This window comes from Streptomyces sp. NPDC054770 (assembly GCF_053611985.1).
Window position 1 is genome coordinate 16,485 of sequence record NZ_JBSHBL010000072.1, and the last position, 24,832, is coordinate 41,316.

General features: G+C 70.8%; 20 protein-coding genes. 8 read left to right on the forward strand and 12 right to left on the reverse strand.

What is annotated here, in order from left to right; genetic code table 11:
- The first annotated feature begins 99 nt into the window (after positions 1–99).
- A complete protein-coding gene (locus ACWGKQ_RS40680; protein ID WP_453297101.1) occupies positions 100–606 on the forward strand; it encodes a CGNR zinc finger domain-containing protein in 507 nt (168 codons plus the stop codon).
- 180 nt (positions 607–786) lie between these two features.
- Here the strand turns inward: ACWGKQ_RS40680 and ACWGKQ_RS40685 are convergent, their stop codons facing one another.
- Positions 787–2,130, reverse strand: coding sequence for a UDP-glucose dehydrogenase family protein (locus ACWGKQ_RS40685; protein ID WP_453297102.1), 1,344 nt, complete (start codon positions 2,128–2,130; stop codon positions 787–789).
- Between the two features lie 177 nt (positions 2,131–2,307).
- On the opposite strand from ACWGKQ_RS40685, the gene ACWGKQ_RS40690 reads away from it, so the two are divergent.
- A complete protein-coding gene (locus ACWGKQ_RS40690; RefSeq protein WP_453297103.1) occupies positions 2,308–3,465 on the forward strand; it encodes an acyl-CoA dehydrogenase in 1,158 nt (385 codons plus the stop codon).
- Positions 3,466–3,632: 167 nt separating this feature from the next.
- A complete protein-coding gene (locus ACWGKQ_RS40695; protein ID WP_453297104.1) occupies positions 3,633–3,998 on the forward strand; it encodes a four-helix bundle copper-binding protein in 366 nt (121 codons plus the stop codon).
- An 82-nt stretch (positions 3,999–4,080) separates the two neighbouring features.
- Here the strand turns inward: ACWGKQ_RS40695 and ACWGKQ_RS40700 are convergent, their stop codons facing one another.
- Positions 4,081–5,388, reverse strand: coding sequence for an LCP family protein (locus ACWGKQ_RS40700; protein WP_453297105.1), 1,308 nt, complete (start codon positions 5,386–5,388; stop codon positions 4,081–4,083).
- Between the two features lie 119 nt (positions 5,389–5,507).
- On the opposite strand from ACWGKQ_RS40700, the gene ACWGKQ_RS40705 reads away from it, so the two are divergent.
- Entirely contained in the window at positions 5,508–6,056 is a 549-nt protein-coding gene (locus tag ACWGKQ_RS40705) for an acyl-CoA thioesterase (protein WP_453297106.1), read from the forward strand.
- Between the two features lie 176 nt (positions 6,057–6,232).
- On the opposite strand, the gene ACWGKQ_RS40710 is transcribed toward ACWGKQ_RS40705, so the two are convergent.
- The gene (locus ACWGKQ_RS40710; RefSeq protein WP_453297107.1) at positions 6,233–7,753 is read right to left on the reverse strand and encodes an LCP family protein; all 1,521 of its coding nucleotides are present in this window, start codon (positions 7,751–7,753) and stop codon (positions 6,233–6,235) included.
- A 126-nt stretch (positions 7,754–7,879) separates the two neighbouring features.
- On the opposite strand from ACWGKQ_RS40710, the gene ACWGKQ_RS40715 reads away from it, so the two are divergent.
- Positions 7,880–8,914, forward strand: a complete 1,035-nt coding sequence (locus tag ACWGKQ_RS40715) for a glycosyltransferase family 2 protein (RefSeq protein ID WP_453297108.1) — start codon at positions 7,880–7,882, stop codon at positions 8,912–8,914.
- An 18-nt stretch (positions 8,915–8,932) separates the two neighbouring features.
- On the opposite strand, the gene ACWGKQ_RS40720 is transcribed toward ACWGKQ_RS40715, so the two are convergent.
- The 5 genes from ACWGKQ_RS40720 to ACWGKQ_RS40740 form a co-directional block, all read right to left on the reverse strand.
- Positions 8,933–10,543 (reverse strand): LCP family protein, encoded by a 1,611-nt coding sequence (locus tag ACWGKQ_RS40720; RefSeq protein WP_453297109.1) that lies wholly within the window; start codon positions 10,541–10,543, stop codon positions 8,933–8,935.
- Between the two features lie 134 nt (positions 10,544–10,677).
- On the reverse strand, positions 10,678–12,390 hold the full coding sequence (locus ACWGKQ_RS40725) for an LCP family protein (RefSeq protein ID WP_453297110.1): 1,713 nt from the start codon (positions 12,388–12,390) through the stop codon (positions 10,678–10,680).
- Positions 12,391–12,572: 182 nt separating this feature from the next.
- A complete protein-coding gene (locus tag ACWGKQ_RS40730) occupies positions 12,573–14,288 on the reverse strand; it encodes an LCP family protein (protein WP_453297111.1) in 1,716 nt (571 codons plus the stop codon).
- Positions 14,289–14,530: 242 nt separating this feature from the next.
- Positions 14,531–15,670, reverse strand: coding sequence for an LCP family protein (locus ACWGKQ_RS40735; RefSeq protein ID WP_453297112.1), 1,140 nt, complete (start codon positions 15,668–15,670; stop codon positions 14,531–14,533).
- A gap of 319 nt (positions 15,671–15,989) precedes the next feature.
- Positions 15,990–16,751: a TIGR03089 family protein gene (locus ACWGKQ_RS40740; protein WP_453297113.1), complete on the reverse strand. Its 762-nt coding sequence runs from the start codon at positions 16,749–16,751 to the stop codon at positions 15,990–15,992.
- 129 nt (positions 16,752–16,880) lie between these two features.
- On the opposite strand from ACWGKQ_RS40740, the gene ACWGKQ_RS40745 reads away from it, so the two are divergent.
- Complete coding sequence (locus ACWGKQ_RS40745; RefSeq protein WP_453297114.1) at positions 16,881–18,317, forward strand: peptidoglycan recognition protein family protein; 1,437 nt, start codon at positions 16,881–16,883, stop codon at positions 18,315–18,317.
- A 161-nt stretch (positions 18,318–18,478) separates the two neighbouring features.
- Complete coding sequence (locus ACWGKQ_RS40750; RefSeq protein ID WP_453297115.1) at positions 18,479–19,561, forward strand: sugar phosphate nucleotidyltransferase; 1,083 nt, start codon at positions 18,479–18,481, stop codon at positions 19,559–19,561.
- Between the two features lie 143 nt (positions 19,562–19,704).
- Here ACWGKQ_RS40750 and ACWGKQ_RS40755 read toward each other — a convergent pair whose 3' ends face one another.
- The 4 genes from ACWGKQ_RS40755 to ACWGKQ_RS40770 form a co-directional block, all read right to left on the reverse strand.
- Positions 19,705–20,715 (reverse strand): DNA-3-methyladenine glycosylase family protein, encoded by a 1,011-nt coding sequence (locus ACWGKQ_RS40755; protein WP_453297116.1) that lies wholly within the window; start codon positions 20,713–20,715, stop codon positions 19,705–19,707.
- Positions 20,716–20,864: 149 nt separating this feature from the next.
- Positions 20,865–22,223, reverse strand: a complete 1,359-nt coding sequence (locus ACWGKQ_RS40760; protein WP_453297117.1) for a coenzyme F420-0:L-glutamate ligase — start codon at positions 22,221–22,223, stop codon at positions 20,865–20,867.
- Positions 22,220–23,179: a 2-phospho-L-lactate transferase gene (gene cofD / locus ACWGKQ_RS40765; RefSeq protein ID WP_453297118.1), complete on the reverse strand. Its 960-nt coding sequence runs from the start codon at positions 23,177–23,179 to the stop codon at positions 22,220–22,222. Before cofD ends, ACWGKQ_RS40760 begins: the two co-directional genes overlap by 4 nt.
- 70 nt (positions 23,180–23,249) lie before the next feature.
- A complete protein-coding gene (locus tag ACWGKQ_RS40770; RefSeq protein ID WP_453297119.1) occupies positions 23,250–23,744 on the reverse strand; it encodes a cysteine dioxygenase in 495 nt (164 codons plus the stop codon).
- A 623-nt stretch (positions 23,745–24,367) separates the two neighbouring features.
- Here ACWGKQ_RS40770 and ACWGKQ_RS40775 point away from each other — a divergent pair.
- Positions 24,368–24,631: a WhiB family transcriptional regulator gene (locus tag ACWGKQ_RS40775; protein WP_003975777.1), complete on the forward strand. Its 264-nt coding sequence runs from the start codon at positions 24,368–24,370 to the stop codon at positions 24,629–24,631.
- Positions 24,632–24,832: the final 201 nt, after the last annotated feature.

Genomic DNA, 24,832 nt, shown 5'->3' on the forward strand with positions numbered 1-24,832 from the left:
GAGTTACCCTCAGATCAAGTCAACCAGTAACTTCGGTTACCGCATGCTCTCGTACAGGGGGTAACGTCGCAACCGGATTCCGGGAGGTAACTTGCAGGGATGAGCGAGAGATCACCCGCACCGGGCGGCCTGGCCCTGGTCGAGGCCCTGGTGAACACGCTGGACCTCGAGTCGGGCGCCGACGCGCTCGACACGGCGGACGGCAGGGCACGCCTCGGCGTCACGGAGGCCGAACTCTCACCGGCCCGCGTCCTGCGCGAGTCCCTCCGCGCCGTCCTTCTCGCCCACGCCGGGTACCCCCCGCACCGCGAGGTCACCCCACTGGGCGAGCTGCTCGCGCACGCCCCGCTGTACGTCGCCGTGGACCCCGCCGACGGCGCGGCGAGCCTCGCCCCGGCCGACCCGGCCCCGCTGCTCTCCCGGGTGGCGGCGGCCGTCGCCACCGCCGCGATCGAGGGCACCTGGACCCGCCTCAAGGCCTGCGAGTCCGGCACCTGCCACTGGGCGTACTACGACCGCAGCCCGGCCGGCCGCGGCCGCTGGTGCTCGATGCAGGTGTGCGGGGCACGGGCGAAGATGCGCCGCTACCGGGCCAAGGACGGGTAACGCACAGCCGGTTCACCGCTCACACCTGTGCCGCGTGGTGCAGAATGCAACAAGACACCGGTTCGGCCGACTGAGCCTCGGCCGAACCGGTGTCGTCCGGTTCCATTGACCGCCCCCGACTGGAGCGCGCCCCAAAGGGGCGCGGGGAACTGCGCGCTCAGCCCCCACGCACCCGCAGACTCAGGCGGTGGGACGCCCCATGGCGCGATACGTCCACCCAGCCCGCCTCCAGATCTCAGGATCCAGCGCGTTCCGCCCGTCGAGGATCACCTTCTCCGCGGCCACCTCTCCCAGCGCCGCCGCATCCAGCTCCCTGAACTCCCGCCACTCCGTCAGATGCAGCACGACATGAGCCCCCCGCACGGCCTCCAGCGCAGCCTCCGCGTAGCCCAGCGTCGGGAACAGCCGCCGCGCGTTCGCCATCCCCTTCGGGTCGTACACCGTCACCTGGCCGCCCTGCAGATGGATCTGCCCGGCGACGTTCAGCGCCGGCGAGTCCCGCACGTCGTCCGAGTCCGGCTTGAACGTCGCACCGAGCACCGCGACCCGCTTCCCCAGGAAGGACCCGCCGCCGAGCGCGTCCCGGGCCATCTCGACCATCTGCCCCCGGCGCCGCATGTTGATGGAGTCGATCTCGCGCAGGAAGGTCAGCGCCTGGTCGGCGCCCAGCTCACCGGCCCGCGCCATGAACGCCCGGATGTCCTTCGGCAGGCAGCCGCCGCCGAACCCGATCCCGGCGCGCAGGAACTTCTTCCCGATCCGGTCGTCGTACCCGATCGCCTCCGCCAGCTTCACCACGTCACCGCCCGCGGCCTCGCACACCTCGGCCATCGCGTTGATGAAGGAGATCTTCGTGGCGAGGAAGGAGTTCGCCGCGGTCTTCACCAGCTCGGCGGTCGGGAAGTCGGTCACCACGAACGGCGTGCCGTCGCCGAGCGGCGTCGCGTACACCTCGCGCAGCAGCTTCTCGGCCCGCTCGCTGCGCACGCCGACCACGACCCGGTCGGGGTGCAGCGTGTCCTGGACGGCGAAGCCCTCGCGCAGGAACTCCGGGTTCCAGGCCAGCTCGGCATCGGCCCCGGCGGGCGCGTTCTCCGCGAGGTACGCGGCCAGCCGTTCCGCCGAGCCGACCGGCACGGTCGACTTGCCGACGACGAGGGCGGGCCCGGTGAGATGCGGGGCCAGCGACGCGATCGCGGAGTCGACGTACGACATGTCGCAGGCGTACTCGCCGTGTTTCTGCGGGGTGTTCACACAGACGAAGTGGATATCGCCGAAGGCGCCGACCTCGGCCCAGTCGGTGGTGAAGCGCAGCCGTCCGCTGGAGCCCTCGAAGCCGGCCACGTGCCGGCGCAGCAGCTCGTCGAGCCCCGGCTCGTACATCGGGGTCTCGCCGCGCTCCAGCATCGCGATCTTCTCGGGCACGACGTCAAGACCGAGCACCTCGAAGCCCAGCTCGGCCATGGCCGCTGCATGGGTGGCGCCGAGATAGCCGGTGCCGATCACGGTGATCTTGAGGCTCATGAATGCTCCAGCTCGGGGACGTGGATGCGGGCTGCGGCCCGAGCATAACCGGGCCGTGTTCGGGGCAACTTTCCCGCTGTCGCCAAGCTCACGTGACCTATCCGTGGGCCGCGTTCTAAACTTTGAGTTACTTAACAGTAATTAGCGTCAGCACCACTGCGTCTGGAGTGAGAGACCTTGGCCGGATCGGCTGACTTCGACCTGTACCGCCCGTCCGAGGAGCACGACATGCTCCGTGACGTCGTCCGTGCGCTGGTCGAGGCGAAGATCGCCCCGTACGCCGCCGCGGTCGACGAGGAGGCCCGCTTCCCGCAGGAGGCGCTCGACGCCCTGGTCGCCAACGACCTGCACGCCGTGCACGTCCCCGAGGAGTACGGCGGGGCTGGCGCCGACGCGCTCGCCACCGTCATCGTGATCGAGGAGGTGGCCCGCGCCTGCGTGTCGTCCTCCCTGATCCCCGCCGTGAACAAGCTGGGCTCGCTCCCGGTGATCCTCTCCGGCGGCGAGGACCTGAAGAAGAAGTACCTGACCCCGCTCGCCAAGGGCGACGCGATGTTCTCGTACTGCCTCTCCGAGCCCGACGCGGGCTCGGACGCGGCCGGCATGAAGACGAAGGCGGTCCGGGACGGCGACCACTACGTCCTCAACGGCGTGAAGCGCTGGATCACCAACGCGGGCGTCTCCGACTACTACACGGTCATGGCCGTCACGGACCCCTCGCAGCGCTCGAAGGGCATCTCCGCCTTCGTCGTCGAGAAGTCCGACGAGGGCGTCTCCTTCGGCGCCCCGGAGAAGAAGCTCGGCATCAAGGGCTCGCCGACCCGTGAGGTCTACTTCGACAACGTCCGCATCCCCGCCGACCGCATGATCGGCGCGGAGGGCACCGGCTTCGCCACCGCGATGAAGACCCTGGACCACACCCGGATCACCATCGCCGCCCAGGCCCTCGGCGTCGCCCAGGGCGCCCTCGACTACGCCAAGGGCTATGTCCAGGAGCGCAAGCAGTTCGGCAAGCCGATCGCCGACTTCCAGGGCATCCAGTTCATGCTCGCCGACATGGCCATGAAGATCGCCGCCGCCCGCGCCCTCACCTACCAGGCCGCGGCCGCCTCCGAGCGCGGCGACGCCGACCTCACCTTCCAGGGCGCGGCGGCGAAGTGCTTCGCCTCCGACGTCGCCATGGAGGTCACCACGGACGCCGTCCAGCTCCTCGGCGGCTACGGCTACACCCGCGACTACCCCGTCGAGCGCATGATGCGCGACGCGAAGATCACCCAGATCTACGAGGGCACGAACCAGGTCCAGCGGATCGTCATGGCCCGCAACCTGCCGTAACCGCACCGGGATCGGACGGGAAGGCGCCCCTCGGGGCGCCTTTTCCGGCTTCGGAGCCGAATGCCGCTGCCGAATGCCACTGCCGAATGGCACTACCGGACGGTCGGGCTTAGGACGGGAACCAGACGGGGACCGCCCCGGACCTCGCACCCCACCCTGGAGGAGCCATGACCCAGACCGGACCCATGACCGCCATGTCCAAGGAGATGCAGGACTGCGTCAACATGTGCATGGCCACCCACACGATGTGCGAGGAGACCATGAGCTCCTGCATGTCGATGGAGGGCGGCCCGGCCCACATGCGCATCATGCGCGCGCTGATGGACTGCTCCGAGGCGACCCGAATGTGCGCCGACATGATGATGCGGCGCTCGCCGCTGTCGCCCGAGATGTGCGCGATGTGCGCCAAGGCCTGTGACATGTGCGCCGAGGCGTGTATGTCCATGCCGGACGACCCGCAGATGAAGCGCTGCGCGGAGGCGTGTCGCCGCTGCGCCGAGATGTGCCGCTCGATGGCGGCCATGCCCATGTGACGCCTCGCGCGAGCGCGGTGAGGGGCCCTCGGCCGAGGGCCCCTCACCCGTGGTGCTCGTGGTGGCGTTGCTCGCCGTCGGGTCAGTTGCCCGAGACGGTGACCTTCTCGTCGTTCTTCAGTTCGTCCACCAGGGTCTTGACCTTCGCCTTGTCCCAGACCAGGTTGCCGCCGGTGGAGCCGGAGATCGGCATGTTCATCGAGACGCCGTCGCCGCCGTTGACGTCCTTCATCGCGAAGAACATCGACGCCAGGTCCCACAGGCTCATGTCCTTGTCCACGGTCAGGGAGTCGAGGCCCGCGCCGAGGGTGGGGTAGAGCTTGAAGGGGTTCAGGATCGTGGACGGCGTGGCCACCTCGTGGGCCAGGGCGGCCAGGAACTTCTGCTGGTTCTTGGTGCGCTGGAGGTCGGAAGCGGCGAAGGCGTGCCGGGTACGGACGAAGGCCAGGGCCTCCTCGCCGTTCAGGGTCTGCTTGCCGGCCTTGAAGTTCGCGCCCGAGTAGCTGTCCTTGAAACCCTTGTCGATGGTGATCGTGACCCCGCCGACCGCGTCCACGATGTCCGCGAAGCCGGCGAAGCCGATCTCCACGTAGTGGTCGATGTGCAGACCGGTGTTGAACTCGACCGTGCGGACCAGGAGGGTCGGGCCGTCCTCGGCGTAGGCCGCGTTCAGCTTCGTGTGGCGGCCGGTGCCCGGGTAGATCTTGCCGGAGGTGGACCCCTTGTAGGAGGGGATCTCCACGTCCGAGTCACGGGGGAGCGAGACCAGTGTGTCGCCGTTGTCGCCGACGTGCAGGATCATCATCGAGTCCGTGCGCTGGCCCTCGGCCGACCCCGTGTGCAGCTTCTTCTTCTCCTCGGCCGACATGCCCTTGCGGCTGTCGGAGCCGACGATCAGGTAGTTGGTGCCCTTGCCCGCCGCGGGCCGGTCGATCACCTTGGACAGGTCGACGTCCCGGTGCAGCTTGGAGTCGGCCCAGAAGTAGGTCGAGACGGATGTGACGATCAGCACGCTGAGGACGACGATCGCGGTCCACTTGATCCGCTTGCGCCAGTTCGCGGCCGGCCGCGGCTCACGCTCGCGGGTGCCGCCGGGTCCCCCGCCCCCGGGGCCGCCGCCGTAGACCTGGCCGGTGTTGTAGCCGCTGTCGTAGCCGCCGCCACCGTCTCCGTAGCCGCCGCCGTCCGAGTACCCGCCGCCGTACGACGGCTGCTGCGGGACCCCGGCGTATCCGCCGCCCTGCTGCGGGGAGCCGTACGGCGGCGCCGACGGCTCGCCACGCCGTACCTGGCGCATCACGCGGGCGCCCTCAGGCTGCGCGCTTGCGCTACCGCGTCCGTACTGGTTGCCGCGGTTGTCGTTCGACCGCCCCTCGGGCCATTCGCTCATGGGCCCCAGTGTGCAGGCAGCGGCCATGTCTCTTACAAGGGTCGTCGGAAAATCAGGGCACCGCTGTTGCGAAGCCGACACAAATTCCGCGATTGTCGCTTCCGCATAAGGTGGGGGCCATGACAGACCAGGCCCCCGAGGCGGAATCCGATATACCCGGCAAGCCGACGTCCGCGTCCCGGACCACGCTGAGCCACATCATGACCCACAGCGACACCAACCTCCTCGGGACGGTGCACGGCGGTGTGATCATGAAGCTCGTGGACGACGCGGCGGGCGCGGTCGCCGGCCGGCACTCGGGCGGTCCCGCCGTCACCGCGTCCATGGACGAGATGGCGTTCCTGGAGCCGGTCCGCGTCGGCGACCTGGTCCATGTCAAGGCCCAGGTCAACTGGACCGGCCGGACGTCGATGGAGGTGGGGGTGCGGGTCCTCGCCGAGCGCTGGAACGAGTCGAACCCGGCCACCCAGGTCGGCTCGGCCTACCTGGTCTTCGCGGCGGTGGACGCGGACGGCAAGCCGCGCCGGGTGCCGCCGGTCCTGCCGGAGACCGACCGGGACCGCCGGCGCTACCAGGAGGCCCAGATCAGGCGCACGCACCGGCTGGCGAGGCGCCGGGAGATCAGGGAGCTGCGCGAGCGCAGGGTGGCCGAAGGGTACGTGGACTAGGAGGGGGCGGTGCGTCGTCGGCTGCGGCGCCGTCGTGGTTGCTCGCGCAGTTCCCCGCGCCCCTGAAAGAAGCAGGGGGCGTCCCTGTCTTTTAGGGGCGCGGGGCTGTATCTGATATGCGGCTCCGCCGCGTGGGCGCGAGCAACCCCCACCGGCCCGCACCCGGCCACCGGCCCTCAGCACACCTTCTCGTCCCCCCGAATGACGGCAGCCTCGCCCTGCGGCGCCGGCTCGTCCACCCGCACCTTCCGGACCGCCCCCTTGAAGTCCGCCCCGGTCGTCACCCGCAGTACCGGCCCCTGCCCCGGCACGGCCCGCAGCTCGCTGCCCGGCAGGGCCGCCGCCAGTGACCGGGCCGAGCGGTCCCAGCGCGGGTCGAAGGAGATCACCGTCCGCTTCACGTCGTGCCGGGCCGCCGTCACCGGCTGGTGGTTCGTCGCGAAGCCCGCCGCCGCCAGCACCGCGTCCATCCGCCGCGCCAGCCCCGCCGTACCCGTGCCGTTCTCCACCTGGACCCGGATCCGCTCCGGCGCCACCTCCACCGTCGCCGGCGGCGTCCCCTTCGGCTTCGGCGAGGCCGCAGGCCCAGGCGCATGCGGGGGCGGTGCGAGCGGCTTGTCCTCGCGCAGGGACCGGAACAGCCGGTCCGACCCGGCCCGGTCCCACTTCAGCGTCGAGCCGATGCCCTTCACGGGATACGCCAGCTGACCGATGGGGACGGTCGTGAACTCCGACGAGGACGGCGAGAAGGTGCGCATCGCCCGGCCGAGGTCCAGCAGCTCGTCCGTGCCGAAACCGGTGTCGGCCCGTACCGACCCCAGCACCGCCCGCGTCACGTCCCGGAACTTGATCGGGTTGAGCAGCACCCCGCTCGACGTCGCCCGCTCGATCAGCGCCGCCAGGAACCGCTGCTGCCGCTTCATCCGGCCCAGGTCGCTCGCCGCGTCGACGTGCCGGGAGCGGACGTACTGGAGGGCCTGGCCGCCGCCCAGGGTGTGCGTGCCGGGGGCGAGGTTCAGGCCCGTGTAGGAGTCCTTCAGCGGCTGTGCGGTGCAGACCTGCACCCCGCCGAGCACGTCGACGGTCCGCATGAACGTGATGAAGTCGACCTCCAGGTAGTGGTCGATCTTCAGATGGGTCATGTCCTCGACCGTGCGGACGGTCAGCTGCGGGCCGCCCTCCGCGTAGGCCGCGTTCAGCTTGATGGGGTGCGCGGGGTGCGGGCGGTGCGTCGTCTCGTCGACGTGCGCGGGGACCTCGGCGTACGAGTCGCGCGGCAGGCTGACCACCGTCGCCCGCTCCCGGTCCGCCGAGATGTGCACGATCATGATCGTGTCGGTGCAGTGGCAGGGCGCCCCGCCCAGCCGGTATTTCCGCCGCTCCCGCTCGGTGATCTTGTCGCGGCCGTCGGTGCCGACCAGCAGCACGTTCATGCCGTGGCCGGCGGCGGGACGGTTCTTCATGTCCTTGAAGGGGTCGACGCGGGCGATGTCCGCGTCCAGGCCGGCCATCACCGAGTGCCCGATCCCGGCCGACGCCAGCACCACCACCGAGAGTGTGGTCACGGCCCGCATGGCCCAGCGCGGCCGCCGGGGCCTTCTGGGTCGTACCGGCGGCCGCGGGGCCTGACGGGTGGGCTGCGGTCGGCGCTGCGGCGGGGCGGGCCGGGCGGGGGACCGGGGCGGGCTGGCGGACAAAGGACACCTCCGGACGAGGCCGTACGTGGGATCCGTGAGCACGGTAGGCCGATACGACCTTCAGCCCGCGGCACCGCCCAGGCGGCGCGCACCGCTGTCCCCCGTTCGCGGTAACGTGAGCCCCCTATGAACGCCAAGCCCGACGTGCGGCACCCCGCAGTTTCTGTGATCATGCCCGTCCTCGACGAGGAGCGGCACCTGCGCGGGGCCGTCCAAGCGATCCTCGCGCAGGAGTACGCCGGCGAGCTGGAGGTCGTCATCGCCCTCGGTCCGTCCAAGGACCGCACGGACGAGATCGCCGCACAGCTCGTGGCCGAAGACGCGCGTGTCCACACCGTCCCGAACCCGACCGGGCGCACCCCGGCCGCGCTGAACGCGGCGATCAAGGCCTCCCGGCATCCGATCGTGGTCCGCGTCGACGGCCACGGCATGCTCTCCCCGAACTACATCGCCACCGCGGTACGGCTCCTGGAGGAGACCGGCGCGATGAACGTCGGCGGCATCATGCACGCCGAGGGCGAGAACGACTGGGAGCACGCGGTCGCGGCGGCCATGACCTCGAAGATCGGCGTCGGGAACGCCGCCTTCCACACCGGCGGCACGGCCGGGCCCGCCGAGACGGTCTACCTCGGTGTGTTCCGGCGCGAGGCGCTGGAGCAGCAGGGCGGCTACAACGAGGAGTTCATCCGCGCCCAGGACTGGGAGCTGAACTTCCGGATCCGCGAGGCCGGCGGGCTGATCTGGTTCTCGCCGGAGCTGAAGGTGTCGTACCGGCCGCGGCCGAGCGTGAAGGCGCTCGCCAAGCAGTACAAGGACTACGGCCGTTGGCGGCACGTCGTGGCCCGCTACCACGAGGGCTCCATCAACCTGCGCTACCTCGCCCCGCCGGCGGCGGTGTGCGCGATAGCCGCGGGGGTCGTGGTGGGGGCGCTGGTCACCCCGTTCGGGTTCGTCGTGCCCGGCGGCTACCTCGCGGCGATCGTCGCCGGGTCCCTTCCGGCCGGCAAGGGGCTGCCGCTCAAGGCGCGGCTCCGGATACCCGTCGCCCTCGCCACGATGCACATGTCGTGGGGGTACGGCTTCCTGACCAGCCCCAGGTCGCTGGCGAAGCGGGTCATCGCGTCCCGCCGCCCCGCGGTGCTCAGCCCCTCCTCGAACTGAGCACCGGCCCCTTGGGCGTCACCAGGTGTAGTCCGGGTCGACGTGCATGCACGCCTTGGTGTCCGAGGCGTTGAGGGCGTTCGCCGACGCCGGGGTGGTGTCATCGTCGTCGGCGGTGTACGCGGTGCCCGAGCGCCAGTCGGCGCCCACGACCACCGTGACGCCGTCGACGTCCGTGGACTTCTTCACCTGGGCGGCCGGGATGCCCAGGGCCTTGGCGACCCGCTGGGCGTCGCCCGCCAGGTCCGCGCTCGGATAGCGCACCAGGGTCTCGTCCTCGCTCAGCGGCGCCGAGGTGTCGGCGGCCGACTTGGTGAAGCCCTTGCCGACGAGCAACTCCGTGACGGCGGCGGCCCGGCCGGTGACGGCGGACTCCGCGCCGCTCTTCGTGCCGTTCTGCACCTGTACGGCGATCCTGTCGTCGGCCGCCGCCTTGTCGGTGACCTTCGCCGTGGCCGTCGTCGTCTTCTTCTTGTCCTTGCCGTCCAGCGCGATGTCCTCGCGGACCAGCCGCCACAGCTTGGCCGCGTCGGTGGGCTTGGGCAGGACCCGGTTGCCGTCGGAGGAGTAAACGAACGGCATCGTCGTCATGGTGATGCGGTTCGTGGGGACCTTCTTCAGCTCCTTGCTCAGGTCGTAGAGCTTGGTGACCGAGCCGAGGCCGGTGTCGACCGTGAGCGCCTTGGTGGCCGTCTCGGCGAGCCCCAGGAGCTTGTCGGGGTTGCTGAGGGTGGCGTTGGAGCGCAGCTGGCGGACCATCGAGTTCATGTACATGTGCTGGGCCTTGGTCCGGGCTATGTCGCTGCCGTCCTCGAACCCGTAGCGGGTGCGCAGCCACTGCAGGGCCTGCTTGCCCTTGACGGAGGTGGTGCCCTTCTTGAGCTTCAGGCCGGAGCCGTGGCCGGTGGAGGTGTGCGAGTAGATGTCGGCGTCCACGCACACCGGCACCCCGCCGATCGCGTCCGCCATGGACACCACGCCCGAGAAGTCGACCATCATGAAGTGGTCGATGTGGATGTCGGTGAGCTTCTCCCAGGTGGCCACCGTGCAGCCGGGGCCGCCGCGCTCCAGGGAGGCGTTGGTCATCGTGTCGGAGGTGGCCGCGTAGACCTTGCCGGTCTTGGCGTCGGTGCATTTCGGGATGGAGACCAGGGTGTCGCGGGGCATCGACACCACCGACATGTTGGTGCGGTCGGCGGAGACGTGCAGCAGCATCTGGACGTCGGCGCGGGCGGCGGTGCCGATGTCCTTGGCACCGCCCAGCTTCACGTTCTCGGCGGTGTTCCGGGCGTCGGAGCCGATCAGCAGGATGTTCAGCGCGGTCTGCCCGGCCGCGTTCGCCTTGGTCTTCGTGGCCCGGTCCTTGGCGTCCCCGATGTTCAGGGACGCCTTCTTGATGTTCCGGTTGAGGTGCTCGTAGTACAGGTATCCGGCGGTGGCGGTGCCGGCCATGGCCAGCGCCAGGACCGAGGCCGACCAGCGCACGACCCGGCGTCTGCGGCGCCTGCGGTCGCCGTCCGTGCCGGGTCTGCGCTGCCGGCCGTCACCCTCCTGCGGGGTGAGAGGCATGGTGTCCTCGACCGCGGACACCACGTCGGACACCTCCCCCCGCACACTGTTGCGCACCACCTTGCCCGCCCTCCCGCTCGCACCTGCCACCACACCCGGAACTCCCGGGCACCTGGGCACCGGGGCACGGCGGCAGTGTCGTGCAGGCGTTTAGGAGTTGCCTGTGCCTACCTGTGCGGACCTGTGTGTTTCCGCTACCAGCGGTAGGGCGCGTACACGTCCATGCACTGCTTGGTGTCCGATCCGTTGATCGCGTCGGCGTTGTCCGGCAGGTCACCGGCCTTCGGCGCGGTCTGCTTCGGGTACGCCGTCCCCTCCCGCCAGTCGGCGCCGACGACGAGCGTGACCCCCGACACAGCTGTGGTCTGCTGCACCTGGCTCGTGGGGATGCCCAGCGACTTGGCGGCCGCCTGCGCGTCGCCCTCCAGGTCCGCGCTCGGGTACTGGACGACCGTCTGCTCCACCGACTCCGCCGCCGCCGAGGTGTCCGCCGCCGCCCTGGTGTAGCCCTTGCCCCCCAGCACCTGGGCGAGTTCCCGGGCCCGGCCGCCGACCGCGGCCTCGGTGGCGGTACCGGTGGCGTTCCGCACCAGCACGCCGAGGCTGCCCGGGGAGACGGACGGCTCCTTGGTGGGCTGGGCGCTCGCCGTGGTCTTCTTCTTGTTCTCCGCGGCGCTGCCGTTCTTGTCGAACGCCACGTCGTCGCGGAGCATCTGCCACATCTTGTCGGCGTTGGCGCTGTCCGGCAGGAGGTGGTCCCTGTTCTGCGGGTCCTGGATGTTCGGCATCGTGAGCGACGTGATGCGGTTCGTCGGCACCGACTTGAGCTGCATGCCGAGGTCGTAGAGCTTCTTCGGGGTGCCGATCTCCGAGGAGACCGTCAGCGACTTGGTGGCCGCCTCGGCCAGGTCCATCAGCCTGCCGGTGTCGGTGAAGACGTTCTGCCCCTTCAGCGTGCGGATCATCGAGTTGAGGTACATGTGCTGGGCCTTGGCCCGCAGCGGGTCACTGCCCCAGGCGTGCCGGGTGCGCAGCCACTGCAGGGCCTGCTTGCCCTGCACCTTGTGGGTGCCGGCGGTCAGCTTGAGCCCGGAGCCGCCGGACACCGCGGCCGTCGGCCGGTCCCACACGTTCTGTTTCACGCAGACGTCGACACCGCCGATGGCGTCCGCCATCTTCACGACGCCCGCGAAGTCGATCGTGATCCAGTGGTCGATGTAGACCCCGGTGAGCTTCTCCCAGGTGGCCAGCGTGCAGCCGGCGCCGCCCCGGGCCAGCGACTCGTTGATGATGGTGTTGGTCGCCGGGTACACCTTGCCGGTGTCCGGGTCCGTGCACTTGGGGATGTCGACGCGGGTGTCCCGGGGGATGCTCACCATCGCCGCGCTCTTCCGGTCCGCCGACAGGTGGATCAGCATCTGCACGTCGGCGAGCGGCGGGCTGCCCCGGTCGTACTTGGCGCCGCCGAGCTTCACGTTCTCGTCGGAGTCACGGCTGTCGGAGCCGATCAGCAGGATGTTCATGGGGGTCTGCCCGGCCGAGTTCGGCGCGGTCTTCTTCGCCTTGGAGTCGTCGCCGCTGTTGCGCTCGCCCTTGTGGATGTTGCCGTTCAGGTGCTGGTAGTAGAGGTAACCGGCACCGGCCGTACCGAGGACCACCACCGACAGCACGGTCGCCGACCAGCGCACCACCCGCCGTCCGCGTCCGCCGCGCCGGCCTCTGCCGCCCCGGCCGCCGTTCGGGCCGCCGGGCGAGTTTCCGCCAGAGCCGCCCTTCGCGCCGCCCTTCGGGCCGCCTCTGCGAGGTCTGCCGCCGGTTCTGTCCGGCGCCGGGGATGCCTTCGGTGCGAGGGACATCGTGTCCTCGACCGCAGGCACCTCCTCCCCCCGCACATCGCTCTGCGTCAACTCCCTGCCCTCCCCACCCTGCGCCCTGCGCACACGGGCCCGCCGCCACGCCCCCCGTCGGACGCCACACGGACCACACGGGTCCGCCCCGCGCCCGGTTAGACGCGCGACGGACCCATAGGGTTACCTGTTTATTCGCGGTTACTTGGTGGTGGTACGGCGTAACTCTTCGTCGCACCGCCCTACTTGGCGCAGGTCACCTTGTCCGCCGTGGTCTTGCTGTCCACGTCCGGCGCCTTTGTCGGAGTGGTGAGGGAGACTCCCGCCCCCTGGAAGTCCTTGCCCAGGGTCAGTGTGATCGCGGGCAGGCCCTGGGAGTTGACCACGCTCTTGCCGGGCTTCATCGCCGAGCCGGACAGCCCCATGAGGCTGGCCAGTTCGCGCGCCTGATCGGCCTGGTCGGGGGCGTACTCCAGGGTGGTCTTGCTGAGCGCGGCGTCCGCGTTGCCGGCGTTCTCCGACTTGAGGACGCCCTCCTGGTTCTGCAGCCAGCTGAGGGTCTCCTGGGCGCTGCCGGGCGGGGCCCCGCCGTTGAGGATCCGCACCCGCACCGCGGAGGCCGCCGACTTGCTGCCCTCCAGGCGGGCGGCCGCCGCGTCCTTGCTGGCCTGCGCCTGCTTCTTCTTGACGGCGGTGAAGGAGACGTCGTCCTTGATCGCCTGGAAGACGGCGGGGGCCTTCGTCTCGTTGAGCACGACGGTCGCCTTCACCTTCTCCGCCGGGTTGTCCAGCACCGGGATGGTGGTGAAGGTCAGGTTCTTCGGGTTGAGCTTGCCGAGCTCCAGACCGAGGTCCTTCAGCTTGCCGATGCTGTCCAGCTGGGAGTCGACGGTGAGCGCCTTGGTGCCGACCTCGGCCAGCTTGAGCAGCTTGGTCGGGCTGGTGAGCGTCGAGTTGGAGCTGAGCTTGCGCATCAGGGCGCTGAGGAACTGCTGTTGGAGCTGGATCCGGCTCAGGTCGCCGCCGAAGCCGACCGAGTGCCGGGTGCGCACGAACGCCAGCGCGGTCTCGCCGGAGATGTTGTGGGTGCCCTTGGACAGCTTCAGGTGCGAGTCCGAGTCGTCGATGTCCTTGGCCAGGCACACCTCGACCCCGCCGACCGCGTCGGTCAGCGTCTTGACCGCGTTGAAGTCGGCCACCATGAAGTTGTCGGCCTGGATCCCGGTCAGCTCGGTCACCGTGCGCACCGTGCAGCTGGCGGTACGGCCGTCCTGGCCGAGGCTGGTGTTGAAGCGGACGTTCTCGGTGCCCGCGATGACCTTCTCGCTCCCGTCCGACTGCTGCGTCTGGCAGTCGGGCACATCGACGATGAGGTCACGCGGAATGCTCAGCGCGGTGGCGTTCGAACGGTCCTTGGAGATGTGCAGCAGGATCGTGGTGTCGGCGTGCCCGACGCTGCCGGAGTCGCCGTAGCCCTCGTTGCCCGCGCCCGTCCGCTTGTCGGTGCCGATGATCAGCAGGTTGATCGCCTTGTCCTTGCTGAAACCACCGGTGCTCGCGCCGTCGTCGGAGACGGACGTGATGTTGTCGTTGAGGTGCTTGATGTACAGGTAGCCGGCGGCCGAGGCGGCGACCAGCACGAAGGCCATCGTCCCGCCGGTCCACAGCAGGACCTTCTTGGCCTTCGACTTCTTCTTCACCGGCTGCCGCCGCGAGCGGCGCCCGGCCGGCGGCTCGGGCTCGGCACGCCTTCTGCGCTGCCCCGGCACCTCCGGGACCGCGGTCTCCCGGGTGCCGCCCGCGGCGGGGCCCGGCGAGACCGGTCTGCGCGGTCCGGGCACCGACGACTGCGGTGCGGAAGGTGTCAGTCGCAGTTCGTATTCACCGGTGTTCGGATTGAGCACCCACTGGTCTGCGGGGTCGATGTTGTCCGCCCGCCCACGGCCTTGCGCGTCCACGGTTGTCCGAATCCTCCGTCGGGGCCACGCGGCGCCTTCCCCCCACCAAGGCGCTCGGTCACGTTTTGCGGTGCGCGACCCCAGGACGGACCTCGCGGCCGGGTGCACCGGAGCGCTCACACTATCCGCCCAGTTCAGCGTCGAGTGACGCCAGTGACAAATTCATCCTCCCTACAAGCGGGCAATCCATCTCATTTAACTGACAACGAGCGGCAGGGAAGTTCGCCGCCTTGGCGTGTGCTTTACGCGCACCTGTCCTTGGCGGCGGTGTTACCGCGAAACGTGGGCTCCGTGGAGCTTCCGTCGGAGGGATCGTCCTTGTCGCCGGTGGCGTAGTCGGCGACCTTCACGGGTGCGTCGGCCCGCAACAGCGCGAACAGGGCGTCCGCCTTGGCCGCCTTGAGCTGGTCGCGATTGGAGTCGTACACGTACGGCTCGCGCGGGACGGTGAGGAACCGCACCTGGTCCGTGGGGATGTCCCGCAGTCCGCGCACCAGTTGGTACAGGCCGCGCAGGCTGGCCAGTTCGGGATCGGTGGTGAGGGCGGAGGTCGCCGCGTCCAGCAGCGGATAGAGCTTCGCCGGGTTCAGCAGTACGTCACTGCTCTGCACCTTGTTGACGAGCGCGCCCAGGAACTGCTGCTGCCGGTCCATCCGCCCGGTGTCACTGCCGTCCCCGAGCGACTTGCGCGCCCGTACGTACCCCAGCGCCTGCTCCCCGTCGAGCGTGACCCGCCCGGCGGGCAGCCGCAGCTTGGCGGCCTTGTCGTCGATGGGCTTCTTCAGGCACACCTGCACCCCGTCGATCGCGTCGACCATGTCCTTGAACCCGCTGAAGTCGACGACGGCGTAGTGGTCGACGCGGATGTCCGTGAGTTTCTCCACGGTTCGGACGGTGCAGGCCGAACCCCCCACCTCGAAGGCCGAGTTGAACAGCGTGAACGAGGGATCGCTGCGCCGCCCGTCGCCGCGCAGGCAGCCGGGCACGTGCACCATCAGGTCCCGGGGCAGCGAGACGGCGGTGGCGCTGCGCCGGTCCCGGGCGAGGTGCAGCAGGATCGTGGTGTCGGAGCGCTGGGTGCCCGAATCCTTGCCGTAGCGGCGGTTCCCGTCCCCGGCGCGGCTGTCCGACCCGATGAGCAGGATGTTCTGCGCGCCCCGCACCAGCTCGGTGGGCCGCTCCCGCTCGTACCGGGCGAGCTCGGCGGCGGCCGCGTCGTCGGCGGTGATGTTGTGACTCAGCTTGGCGTAGAGGGCCCAGCCGCCCCCGACGGCCCCGACCAGCAGCACGCCCGCCCCCAGGGCCACCCCCTGGAGCCAACGCCGCCGCCGCGACCGGGCAAGCCCGTACCCGGTGGCGGATGCCCCTACGACGTCGGTCACTCCTCAACTGTGCCTGGAGTGGAGGCAGCAGGCGGCGGCAACTACTCCACGCGGGTGAGCGGCCCTACCTGCTTGTCCTTGGGGGCGCGGGGCTGTGCCGATTTGCGGCTCCGCCGCGTGGGCGCGACCGGCCTCCACTTGTCCGCAGGCGGTGGCTGGTCCCACCTTTCTTGGGGGCGCGGGGCTGTGCCGATTTGCGGCTCCGCCGCGTGGGCGCGACCGGCCTCCACTTGTCCGCAGGCGGTGACTGGTCCCACCTTCTTGGGGGCGCGGGGAACTGCGCGAACGGCCCCCACCGGCCCGCGGCCGACGAACGACCTCACCGGCCCCGCGCCGACGCAGTCACCCGCTCACTCTCGATCCGCTTCGCGATCCCTTCCTCCCCCAGCTCCCCCAGATGCCGGCACAGCACCACCGACCCCCCGACCGCGAGCGGCGCGTACAACCCCGCGCTCAGCCCCTCCCACGTGTCGTACGGCAGCCCCGACAGCAACCGCGACCCCGGCCCGGTCAGATCCAGCCCCGCCGCATCCCCGAGCGCCCGCTCCACCACCTCGGCCCCGCTCAGCTCCGCCCCCGCCACGATCAGCGCGGGCTCGTCCGGATCCACGGGCGAGAAGGGAACGAACCGGTCCCCCTGACTCGGCACCTCCACCGCATAGTCCACGAACCCCTCCGGCACCGCCGGAAACCGCCCGCCCAGCGGCCGCAGCGCGAGAGCGACCCGCTCGCCCCGGCACGCCCGGGCCGCTTCAAGCGAGTCCGGCCCGCTGACGACGACGTCGGCCGCCGCCGGATCCCCGGCCACGTCGGCGATCACACCCACCGACGAACACGCCAGCAACCACACCGCCGTCTGCCAGTGCGCGGGCAGCAGCAGGGCCACCCGGTCACCCGGCCCCGCCCCGAGGTCGCCCTGCAGCAGATTCGCCGTCTTGGCCACCCAATTGGCCAAGGTGGCCACGGACAATTCGACGCGTTCGCCCGTCGCGTCGTCGTAGAAGGTCACCAGGGGGCGTCCTGGATCCGCGGCGAGCGCGGAACGCAGCAGGTCGGCAGGGGTGCGATCGGTGGCGTTCACCCGCGCAAGCGTACGCCGCGCCCGCTGCCCGCACCGGTCGGCGGGGCCACCGGTTCGGCGTAACCGGACCCGACGGAGCGTCAATTCCCCTATGGGCATGTTTGTCTGACTGTGTTCAATATCAGGGGCATGCGTGGATTCCTGACTTGCTCGATCGGCGTCACCTGCGCGGCGGCCCTCACCCTCCCGCCGGCCGTGCTGAACATGCCGTCCGCGGCCGCCGCACCGGCGGACCGGGCCACGACGACCACCGGCCGCCCCACCACCACGACGACGGCCCTCGCCGGCAGCACCCAGTCGCTGCCCCTCACCCCCCGCACCCGCGAACGCGTCCTCGGCCTGGCCCCCGAACAGGGCGCGTACAGCGCCGACGTACGGAACTTCTCACTCGTCGGCGTCGTCTGGGACAACCCCGGAACCGAACTGCGCGGCCGGGTCCAGGTGCGCACCCGGTCCGCCGCCACCGGCCACTGGTCGGGCTGGCAGGACGTCGACACGCACAACGCCGACCACGGTGCCGACCCGGACACGGCGGAGGCCGCCTCCGGCCGGGTGCACGGCGCCACCGCACCCCTGTGGGTGGGCGACTCGAACGGAGTCGACGTACGGGTACGCGCCGAAGCCGAAGCCGAAGCCCAGGCCGCACCCGAACCCGAAGCCGACGACGACTTCGGCCCGCGCGGCACCGGCACGGGCACCGGCATCGGCACCGGCCCCGGTGTCGGACGCGACCTGCTCCCCGCGGGCCTGCGCCTCGAACTCGTCGATCCCGGCGCCGAGTCCCCGCCCCAGGGCCCGCCGGCCAACGACCCCCGTGCCGACACCGAGCCTGACACGGCGGCCGCGGTCAACGCCGGCCTCGTCTCCTTCGGCGCCACCGAGATCCCCGCACTGAGCCGGGAGGACACCGAACGCGAACTCCGCGAACTGAGCGGCGCCGACGCCCCGCTCGCGAAGCCGTACATCGGACCGCGCCCGAGGATCGTCACCCGCCACGGCTGGGGCGCCGACGAGTCGCTGCGCGAGAAGGGGTTCGTCTACACGGGGAAGATCAAGGCGGCCTTCGTCCACCACACCGCCTCCGGCAACGGCTACCGCTGCTCTCAGGCCCCGTCCGTCATCCGCAGTATCTACCGCTACCACGTCGTGAGCATGGGCTGGCGGGACATCGGCTACAACTTCCTCGTCGACAAGTGCGGAACCATCTACGAGGGCCGCGCCGGGGGCGTGGCGAAGGCCGTCAGAGGCGCCCACACCCTCGGTTTCAACAACCACAGCATGGGGATCGCGGTGATCGGCACATTCGGCTCGCACAAGCCGCCCGCGGCCGCCCTGACCGGCATCGCCAGGCTCACCGCGTGGAAGCTCGGGCTCTTCGGTGCCAATCCGAAGGGAAAGACATATCTGAAGTCCGGGGGTGGCAATCTCTACCCAAAGGGGAAGAACGTACGACTGAACGTGATCTCCGGCCACAGGGACGGGTACGCCACCGACTGCCCAGGCACCAAGCTCTACGCCAAGCTCGGTTCGGCCCGGACCAGCTCCGCGCACCTGCAGGGACGCTGAGAACGGGGCCCGCGTTCATCGCCGTCGGGGGCAGTCGGGGGAAACCGCACACCCATGCCGCGTGGCACCGCGCGGTCGTCGAGGGCGCCGTCGCACGGTCTGCATACACTGGCCGGCCGACAGAGAGTTCGGCCGGTCCCGGCAGGAAGCAGAGACGACAGGTGACAGAAGCGATCCTCCTGGTCGGCGGCAAAGGCACCCGGCTGCGCCCGCTCACGGTCCACACGCCCAAGCCGATGGTCCCGGCGGCCGGGGTGCCGTTCCTGACACACCAGCTGGCCAGAGCCAGAGCGGCGGGCGTGGAGCACATCGTCCTCGCGACGAGCTACCTGGCGGAGGTCTTCGAACCGTACTTCGGCGACGGCGCGGCGCTCGGCCTGCACATCGAGTACGTCACCGAGGAGGAACCGCTCGGCACCGGCGGCGCGATCCGCAACGTGGCCGCCCGGCTGCACTCCGGGCCCGACGACCCGGTGCTGGTCTTCAACGGCGACATCCTGACGGGCCTGGACATCGGCGCCCTGGTGGCCACGCACGAGTCGACGTCCGCCGACGTCTCCCTCCACCTCACACAGGTGACCGACCCCCGCGCGTACGGCCTCGTCCCCACCGACGAGAAGGGGCGCGTCCTCGCCTTCCTGGAGAAGCCCCAGACCCCCGAGGAGATCGTCACCGACCAGATCAACGCGGGGGCGTACGTCTTCCGCCGCTCGGTCATCGACACGATCCCGGCGGGCCGTCCGGTGTCGGTGGAGCGCGAGACCTTCCCCGCGCTGCTCGCGGCCGGCGCCCATCTCCAGGGCATGGTCGACTCCACGTACTGGCTGGACCTGGGCACGCCCGCGGCCTTCGTGCGCGGCTCGGCGGACCTCGTCCTGGGCCGCGCCCCGTCCCCCGCGGTCCCGGGCCGCTGCGGCGACCGCCTCATCCTGCCCACGGCCCGGGTCGCGGCGGACGCGAAGCTGACGGGCGGCACGGTGGTGGGCGAGGGCGCGTTCGTGGCGGAGGGCGCGAGGGTCTTCGGCTCGACGATCCTTCCGGGCGCCGTGATCGAACCCGGCGCCGTCATCACCGACTCCCTCATCGGCAACCGCGCCCGCATCGGCGAACGCTCGGTCCTCACGGGCACGGTGATCGGCGACGGCGCGGTCATCGGCGCCGACAACGAACTACGGGACGGCGCGAGGGTGTGGTGCGACGCGATGATCCCGGCGGGGGCGGTGCGGTTCTCGTCGGACCAGTAGGTGCGGTGACGACAGCGCGCTGCCCCTGAAGGCATCAGCCGCGGGCAGTCGTGCCGCGGGGGCGGCACGGGTGGGCGCGGGCGGCACCCTGCAAGCGCCGGAAGCGTCCCCACCCCCGGCCCCCGCCCTCACCCACCCGCACCTCACAACCGGCCGATGTCCCCTCGCGGCATCCGCGGCGCCCGCCGCTTCGGCACCTGCCCGCTCAACAGGATCAACCGAGCCGCCCGATGCCGCTGCCCCGCATAAGGCTCAAGCAACCGCAGCATCACCTCGTCGTCGGCATGCCGGTCCCCGGCCAGCGCCCACCCCACGATCCCCGGCAGGTGCAGGTCCCCGACCGTCACCGCGTCCGCCGCCCCATGACTGCGCTGCACGGTCTCCGCCGACGTCCACGGCCCCACCCCCGGCACCACCTCCAGCCGCGCCTGCGCCGCGTCCGCCGCCATCCCGACCGCCTGCTCGAGCCGCGCAGCGACCCGCACCGCCCGCAGAATCGTCGAGGCCCGCTTGTCGTCGACCCCGGCCTTGTGCCACTCCCACGACGGAATCAGCGCCCAGGTGCGCGGCGCCGGCATCACCCACATCGGCCGCTCGCCCACCCCCGCGGGCCCCGGCGCACGCTCCCCGAACCTCCGCACCAGCGACCGCCAGGCCCGGTACGCCTCGTCGGTCGTGACCTTCTGCTCCAGCACCGACGGAATCAACGACTCCAGCACCAGCCCGGTCCGCGTCAGCCGCAAACCCGGCCGCCGGTGCCGAGCCGCCGCCACGACCCGGTGCCGGGGCACGAACGCGGACGGGTCATCGGCGGCACCGAGCATCTCCGGCAACTGCTCCAGCAGCCACTCCGCCCCCGGCCCCCAGGCCTCCCCGCGCACCTCACCGCCGTACACGGCGACCCGCAGCGTCCCCGGCCCGGCGGGCGTCAGACTGGCCCGCCACACGCCCCCGTCCCGCCCGGCCCGAAACGTCGGATCCCCGGGCCCCCGCCGCAGCGGCCCCAGCACCAGCCCCAGATCAAGAGCCCCACCCGGCTTCCACACCCGCACCCGCCCGGGCGCCACAGCCTGCCGAGGCATCCCGGCAGGCACGACAACCTGCCCACCCCGCACAGTCGCACGCGTGGGTTTCGGAGCAAACCGACCAGCCACTCAAAGAATCCTAGGCCTCAAGCGCCCCGTCTTTTGGGGGCGCGGGGCTGTGTCCGATATGCGGCTACCGCCGCGTGGGCGCGATCAACCCCCACAACGTGCACTCGCCCACGAACCGGTGGACCCCGAACCGAAGGCGCAAAAGAAGCTCACCGCACCTCGATAAAGTCCCCCACCTTCCTCTCGGCCCTGGCCCGCGGCTCCTCCGCAGCCTTCCCCACAGCAACCGCCCCCATCGGCTCCCACCCCGCTGGAAGCGCCAGCACCTCCCGCACCACATCCCGGCAGAACATCGTCGACGAGACCCACGCCGACCCCAACTGCTCCCCGGCCAGCGCGACCAGGAAGTTCTGCACCGCGGCCCCCGCCGCGACCACGAACATCTCCCGCTCGGCGGCATCGCGCCGCGGATCCCCGTAGGTGTGCGCCCCCTCCGTCACCAGACAGGGCACGACCAGGTACGGCGCGTTCCGCAGCACGTCACCCCGCCGGACCCGCTTGGCGATGGACTCCTCCGACTTCCCGTCCCCGCGCAGGTCGGCGACCCACGCGTCCCGCATCGCGTCCAGCAGCCGGACCCGTGCCTGAGCCGACTCCAGCAGCACGAACCGCCACGGCGTCGTGTGATGCGGCGCCGGTGCGGTCACGGCCGCGGCGACCGCCCGCCGTACCGCCCCGGGGTCGACGGGGTCGTCGGTGAAGGCCCGCACCGTCCGCCGCAGCGTCACCGCTTCGCGGACCGCCTCGGACGTGCCGAGCCGGAACATGTCGCTGTCCGCGTCCCGGACCATGGCCCGTGCGGCCTCCCCGTCCTCGTCGGCGTCCGTCACGACGTGCGCGAGCCCCCGCACCACGGCGACCGGCATCCCCGTCGCCTTGCCCTTGACCAGGTCGCCGGCGGCGGCCAGTTCGTCGGCGGTGGCGACGACCGTCGCGACCAGCGGATTGCCGTACGCGTCCACGCCCCCGCGCAGATCGTCCAGGACCACCAGGCCGGCGGCGCCGATGGTGACATCGGTGAGCCCGGCGCGCCAGGGTCGCCCGAAGGTGTCCGTGACGATCACCCCGACGTTGACGCCCAGTGCGTCCCGGAGGCCCGCGCGGACGGCACGGGCCGAGGCGTCGGGATCCTCGGGCAGCAACAGCACGGTCCCGGACGGGGTGTTGGACGCGTCCACTCCGGCCGCCGCCATGACCAGCCCCTGCCGGTTCTCCACGATCCGCAGGGTGCCGCGCCGGGCCACCACCCGCACGGTCTCGGCGTCGATCGCCGCCTCCCGGTCGGCCGCCTCGACGATCCGTCCCTCGGCCTTGGAGACGATCTTGGAGGTGACGATCACCACGTCCCCGTCGGCCAGCCCCGGCTCGGCCGCGGCGATCAGCTTCGCCAGGTCGTCGCCCGGCTGGACCTCGGGGATCCCGGGCAGCGCCCACACCCGGTACGCGGGCACCGCGTCGGCCGTGCCGCTCGTGTCGATCGCGTCGGCCGTGTCCGTCGTGTCGGTCATGCCCCGCGCACCTCCTCGGCCAGCGCCAGCGCCTCCCTGGCCATCTGGGTGGCCGCGTCCAGGTCGGTCATCATCAGCGGTACGGCCCGGCAGCGGATCCCGGCCTCCTCCACGCGCGCGACGCTGCCCGCGTCCACGGAGTCGACGAGCCAGCCGTCCAGCAGCCCGGAGCCGTAGTGCTCGGCGACCGCCGCCGCCGTGGACTCCACGCCCACCGCCGCGAGCACCTTGTCGGCCATCCCGCGCACCGGCGCGTCCCCGACGATGGGGGAGAGGCCCACCACCGGCACCCCGGCGTCCGCGATCGCCTCCCGGACGCCGGGCACCGCGAGGATGGTGCCGACGGAGACCACCGGGTTGGACGGCGGGAAGAGGATCACGTCCGCCTCCGCGATGGCCTCCAGGACGCCGGGCGCCGGCTTGGACTGCTCGGCACCGACCGGGACGACCGCGTGGGCGGGCACGGACGCCCGCAGCCGTACCCAGTACTCCTGGAAGTGCACGGCCTTGCGCTCGCCGTCGACCTCGACGGCCACATGGGTCTCGACCCGGTCGTCGGTCATCGGGATCAGCTTCACGCCCGGCTTCCAGCGGTCGCACAGCGCCTCGGTCACCGCGCTCAGCGGATATCCGGCGCCCAGCATCTGGGTGCGCACGATGTGCGTCGCGAAGTCCCGGTCGCCGAGCCCGAACCAGTCCGGCCCCACCCCGTAGGCGGCGAGCTCCTCCTTGAGGTGGAAGGTCTCGTCGGTCCGCCCCCAGCCCTGCTCCTCGTTGATACCGCCACCGAGCGTGTACATCACCGTGTCGAGGTCCGGGCAGACCTTCAGCCCGAAGAGGTGGATGTCGTCCCCGGTGTTGCCGATGACGGTCACGTCGGCGTCCGGCACGGCCTGCTTCAGACCGCGCAGGAACCGGGCACCGCCGATGCCGCCTGCCAGAACCACAATGCGCATGCGCCAAGTCTTGCAGGCGGGTCCGACAACGCGGCACGCGTCCCGCGTCACACACTCACGGACACGCGCGTCACGCGGTCACGGGACGCGCCGCGCAGCTCTGCGTGGTGTGCATCGGCATCTCGGTCAGGCCCGGGTAGTAGACGTGCAGGCTCACCGCCGGCTCCAGCGCGTCGTTCACCACCTCGTGCACGTACCCCGGCGCGAACACCCGTTGTGCGCCGGCGGACAGCGTGCGCGAGCCGCGCCCGGTGCGTTCGGTGAGCGCGCCCTCCAGGACGGTCAGCACGCCGGAGGAGCGGCCGTGGTCGTGCAGCCCGCTGCCCTGTCCGGGCACCCAGGACAGCAGCCAGACCTCGTAGCCCGGGCCGGTGCGCAGCCGGTGGTACCAGCGCGTCGTCGCGTCGTACTCGACGAGGTGCTCCCACTGCGCGCGGTCGGCGGCGATGGAGCGGGCCAGGCCGACGAACTCGGCCACGGTCACCGGGTGCTCGCGCGGGGGCTGCAGCAGGTGCGTGACTTCGAGGATGTCGCCGGCGATCTGGAGATCGTTGTCGCTGTTCATGGGGGTGCGGTGGTTCCTCAGTGAAGGCGGTCAGCGGGGAACGAAAAGCGAAAACCGAGCCCGGGGGACTCGGTCTGCAGCTGGAGCGAAGCGGTCGGATACGGCTACGGCTCAACAGCTGGAACAGCAACAGCTACAGCGAGCACGGGCAGCACCGTGGGACCCGGCGGTGCGGGTCGAGGTGAGTGCCAAGTTCGCGAGCATGCCCACAAGGACATCGGTTCACACCTCCCGTGTCAACTCGACGCCCGGTATGTGGGACACGGTTCACCTCATCCGGTTCACCTCGCTGCCGAAAGGTTTGTTCATCAAGCACCCGGGACACATGGCGCACAACTGGGCGCGTGAGCCACTTCGGAACGCGATCGAACATCTGGGCGTCTTTCTCCGTACAAGCTCTGTATGGGGTCGGAGGCCCGCGCGGGGCCTCGTCTGCATGTCAAGGTTTATGCCGATTTGAACACTTTCCGCACGGCCTTGGTTCCGCAGAGTGAATAACGGGCCCAATAGCAGATCTCGGCTTGACTCGCCCGGAGCAGCACACTTGTAATTTCACTCGTGTCGTTCAGCCGAAATCGGTAACGGCCGGGCACGGGGACGTGAAAGACAGACGAGGGGCGCACATGACCGAGCTGGTGCAGCAACTGCTGGTCGACGACGCGGACGAGGAACTCGGCTGGCAGGAGCGCGCGCTGTGCGCCCAGACCGACCCCGAGTCCTTCTTCCCCGAGAAGGGCGGCTCCACCAGAGAGGCCAAGAAGGTCTGCCTCGCCTGCGAGGTGCGCTCCGAGTGCCTCGAGTACGCCCTCGCCAACGACGAGCGCTTCGGTATCTGGGGCGGACTCTCCGAGCGGGAGCGCCGCCGCCTCAAGAAGGCCGCCGTCTGAAACGGACGCCGAGGCGGGTGCCGGAGGCGGACGTCCACCCAACGCACACATCTGAGCTGCGCGAACGGCCCGTCGCCGGTGGGTTATCCACAGGCGGCGGGCCGTCGAGATGCCCAGCCGATAGTGTGGTCGCTCGTCCGAGACGCCTCGCCGCCACCAGCGGGCGCAGGAGTCCACCGCAGTCCATCGAACCGGGGCCCG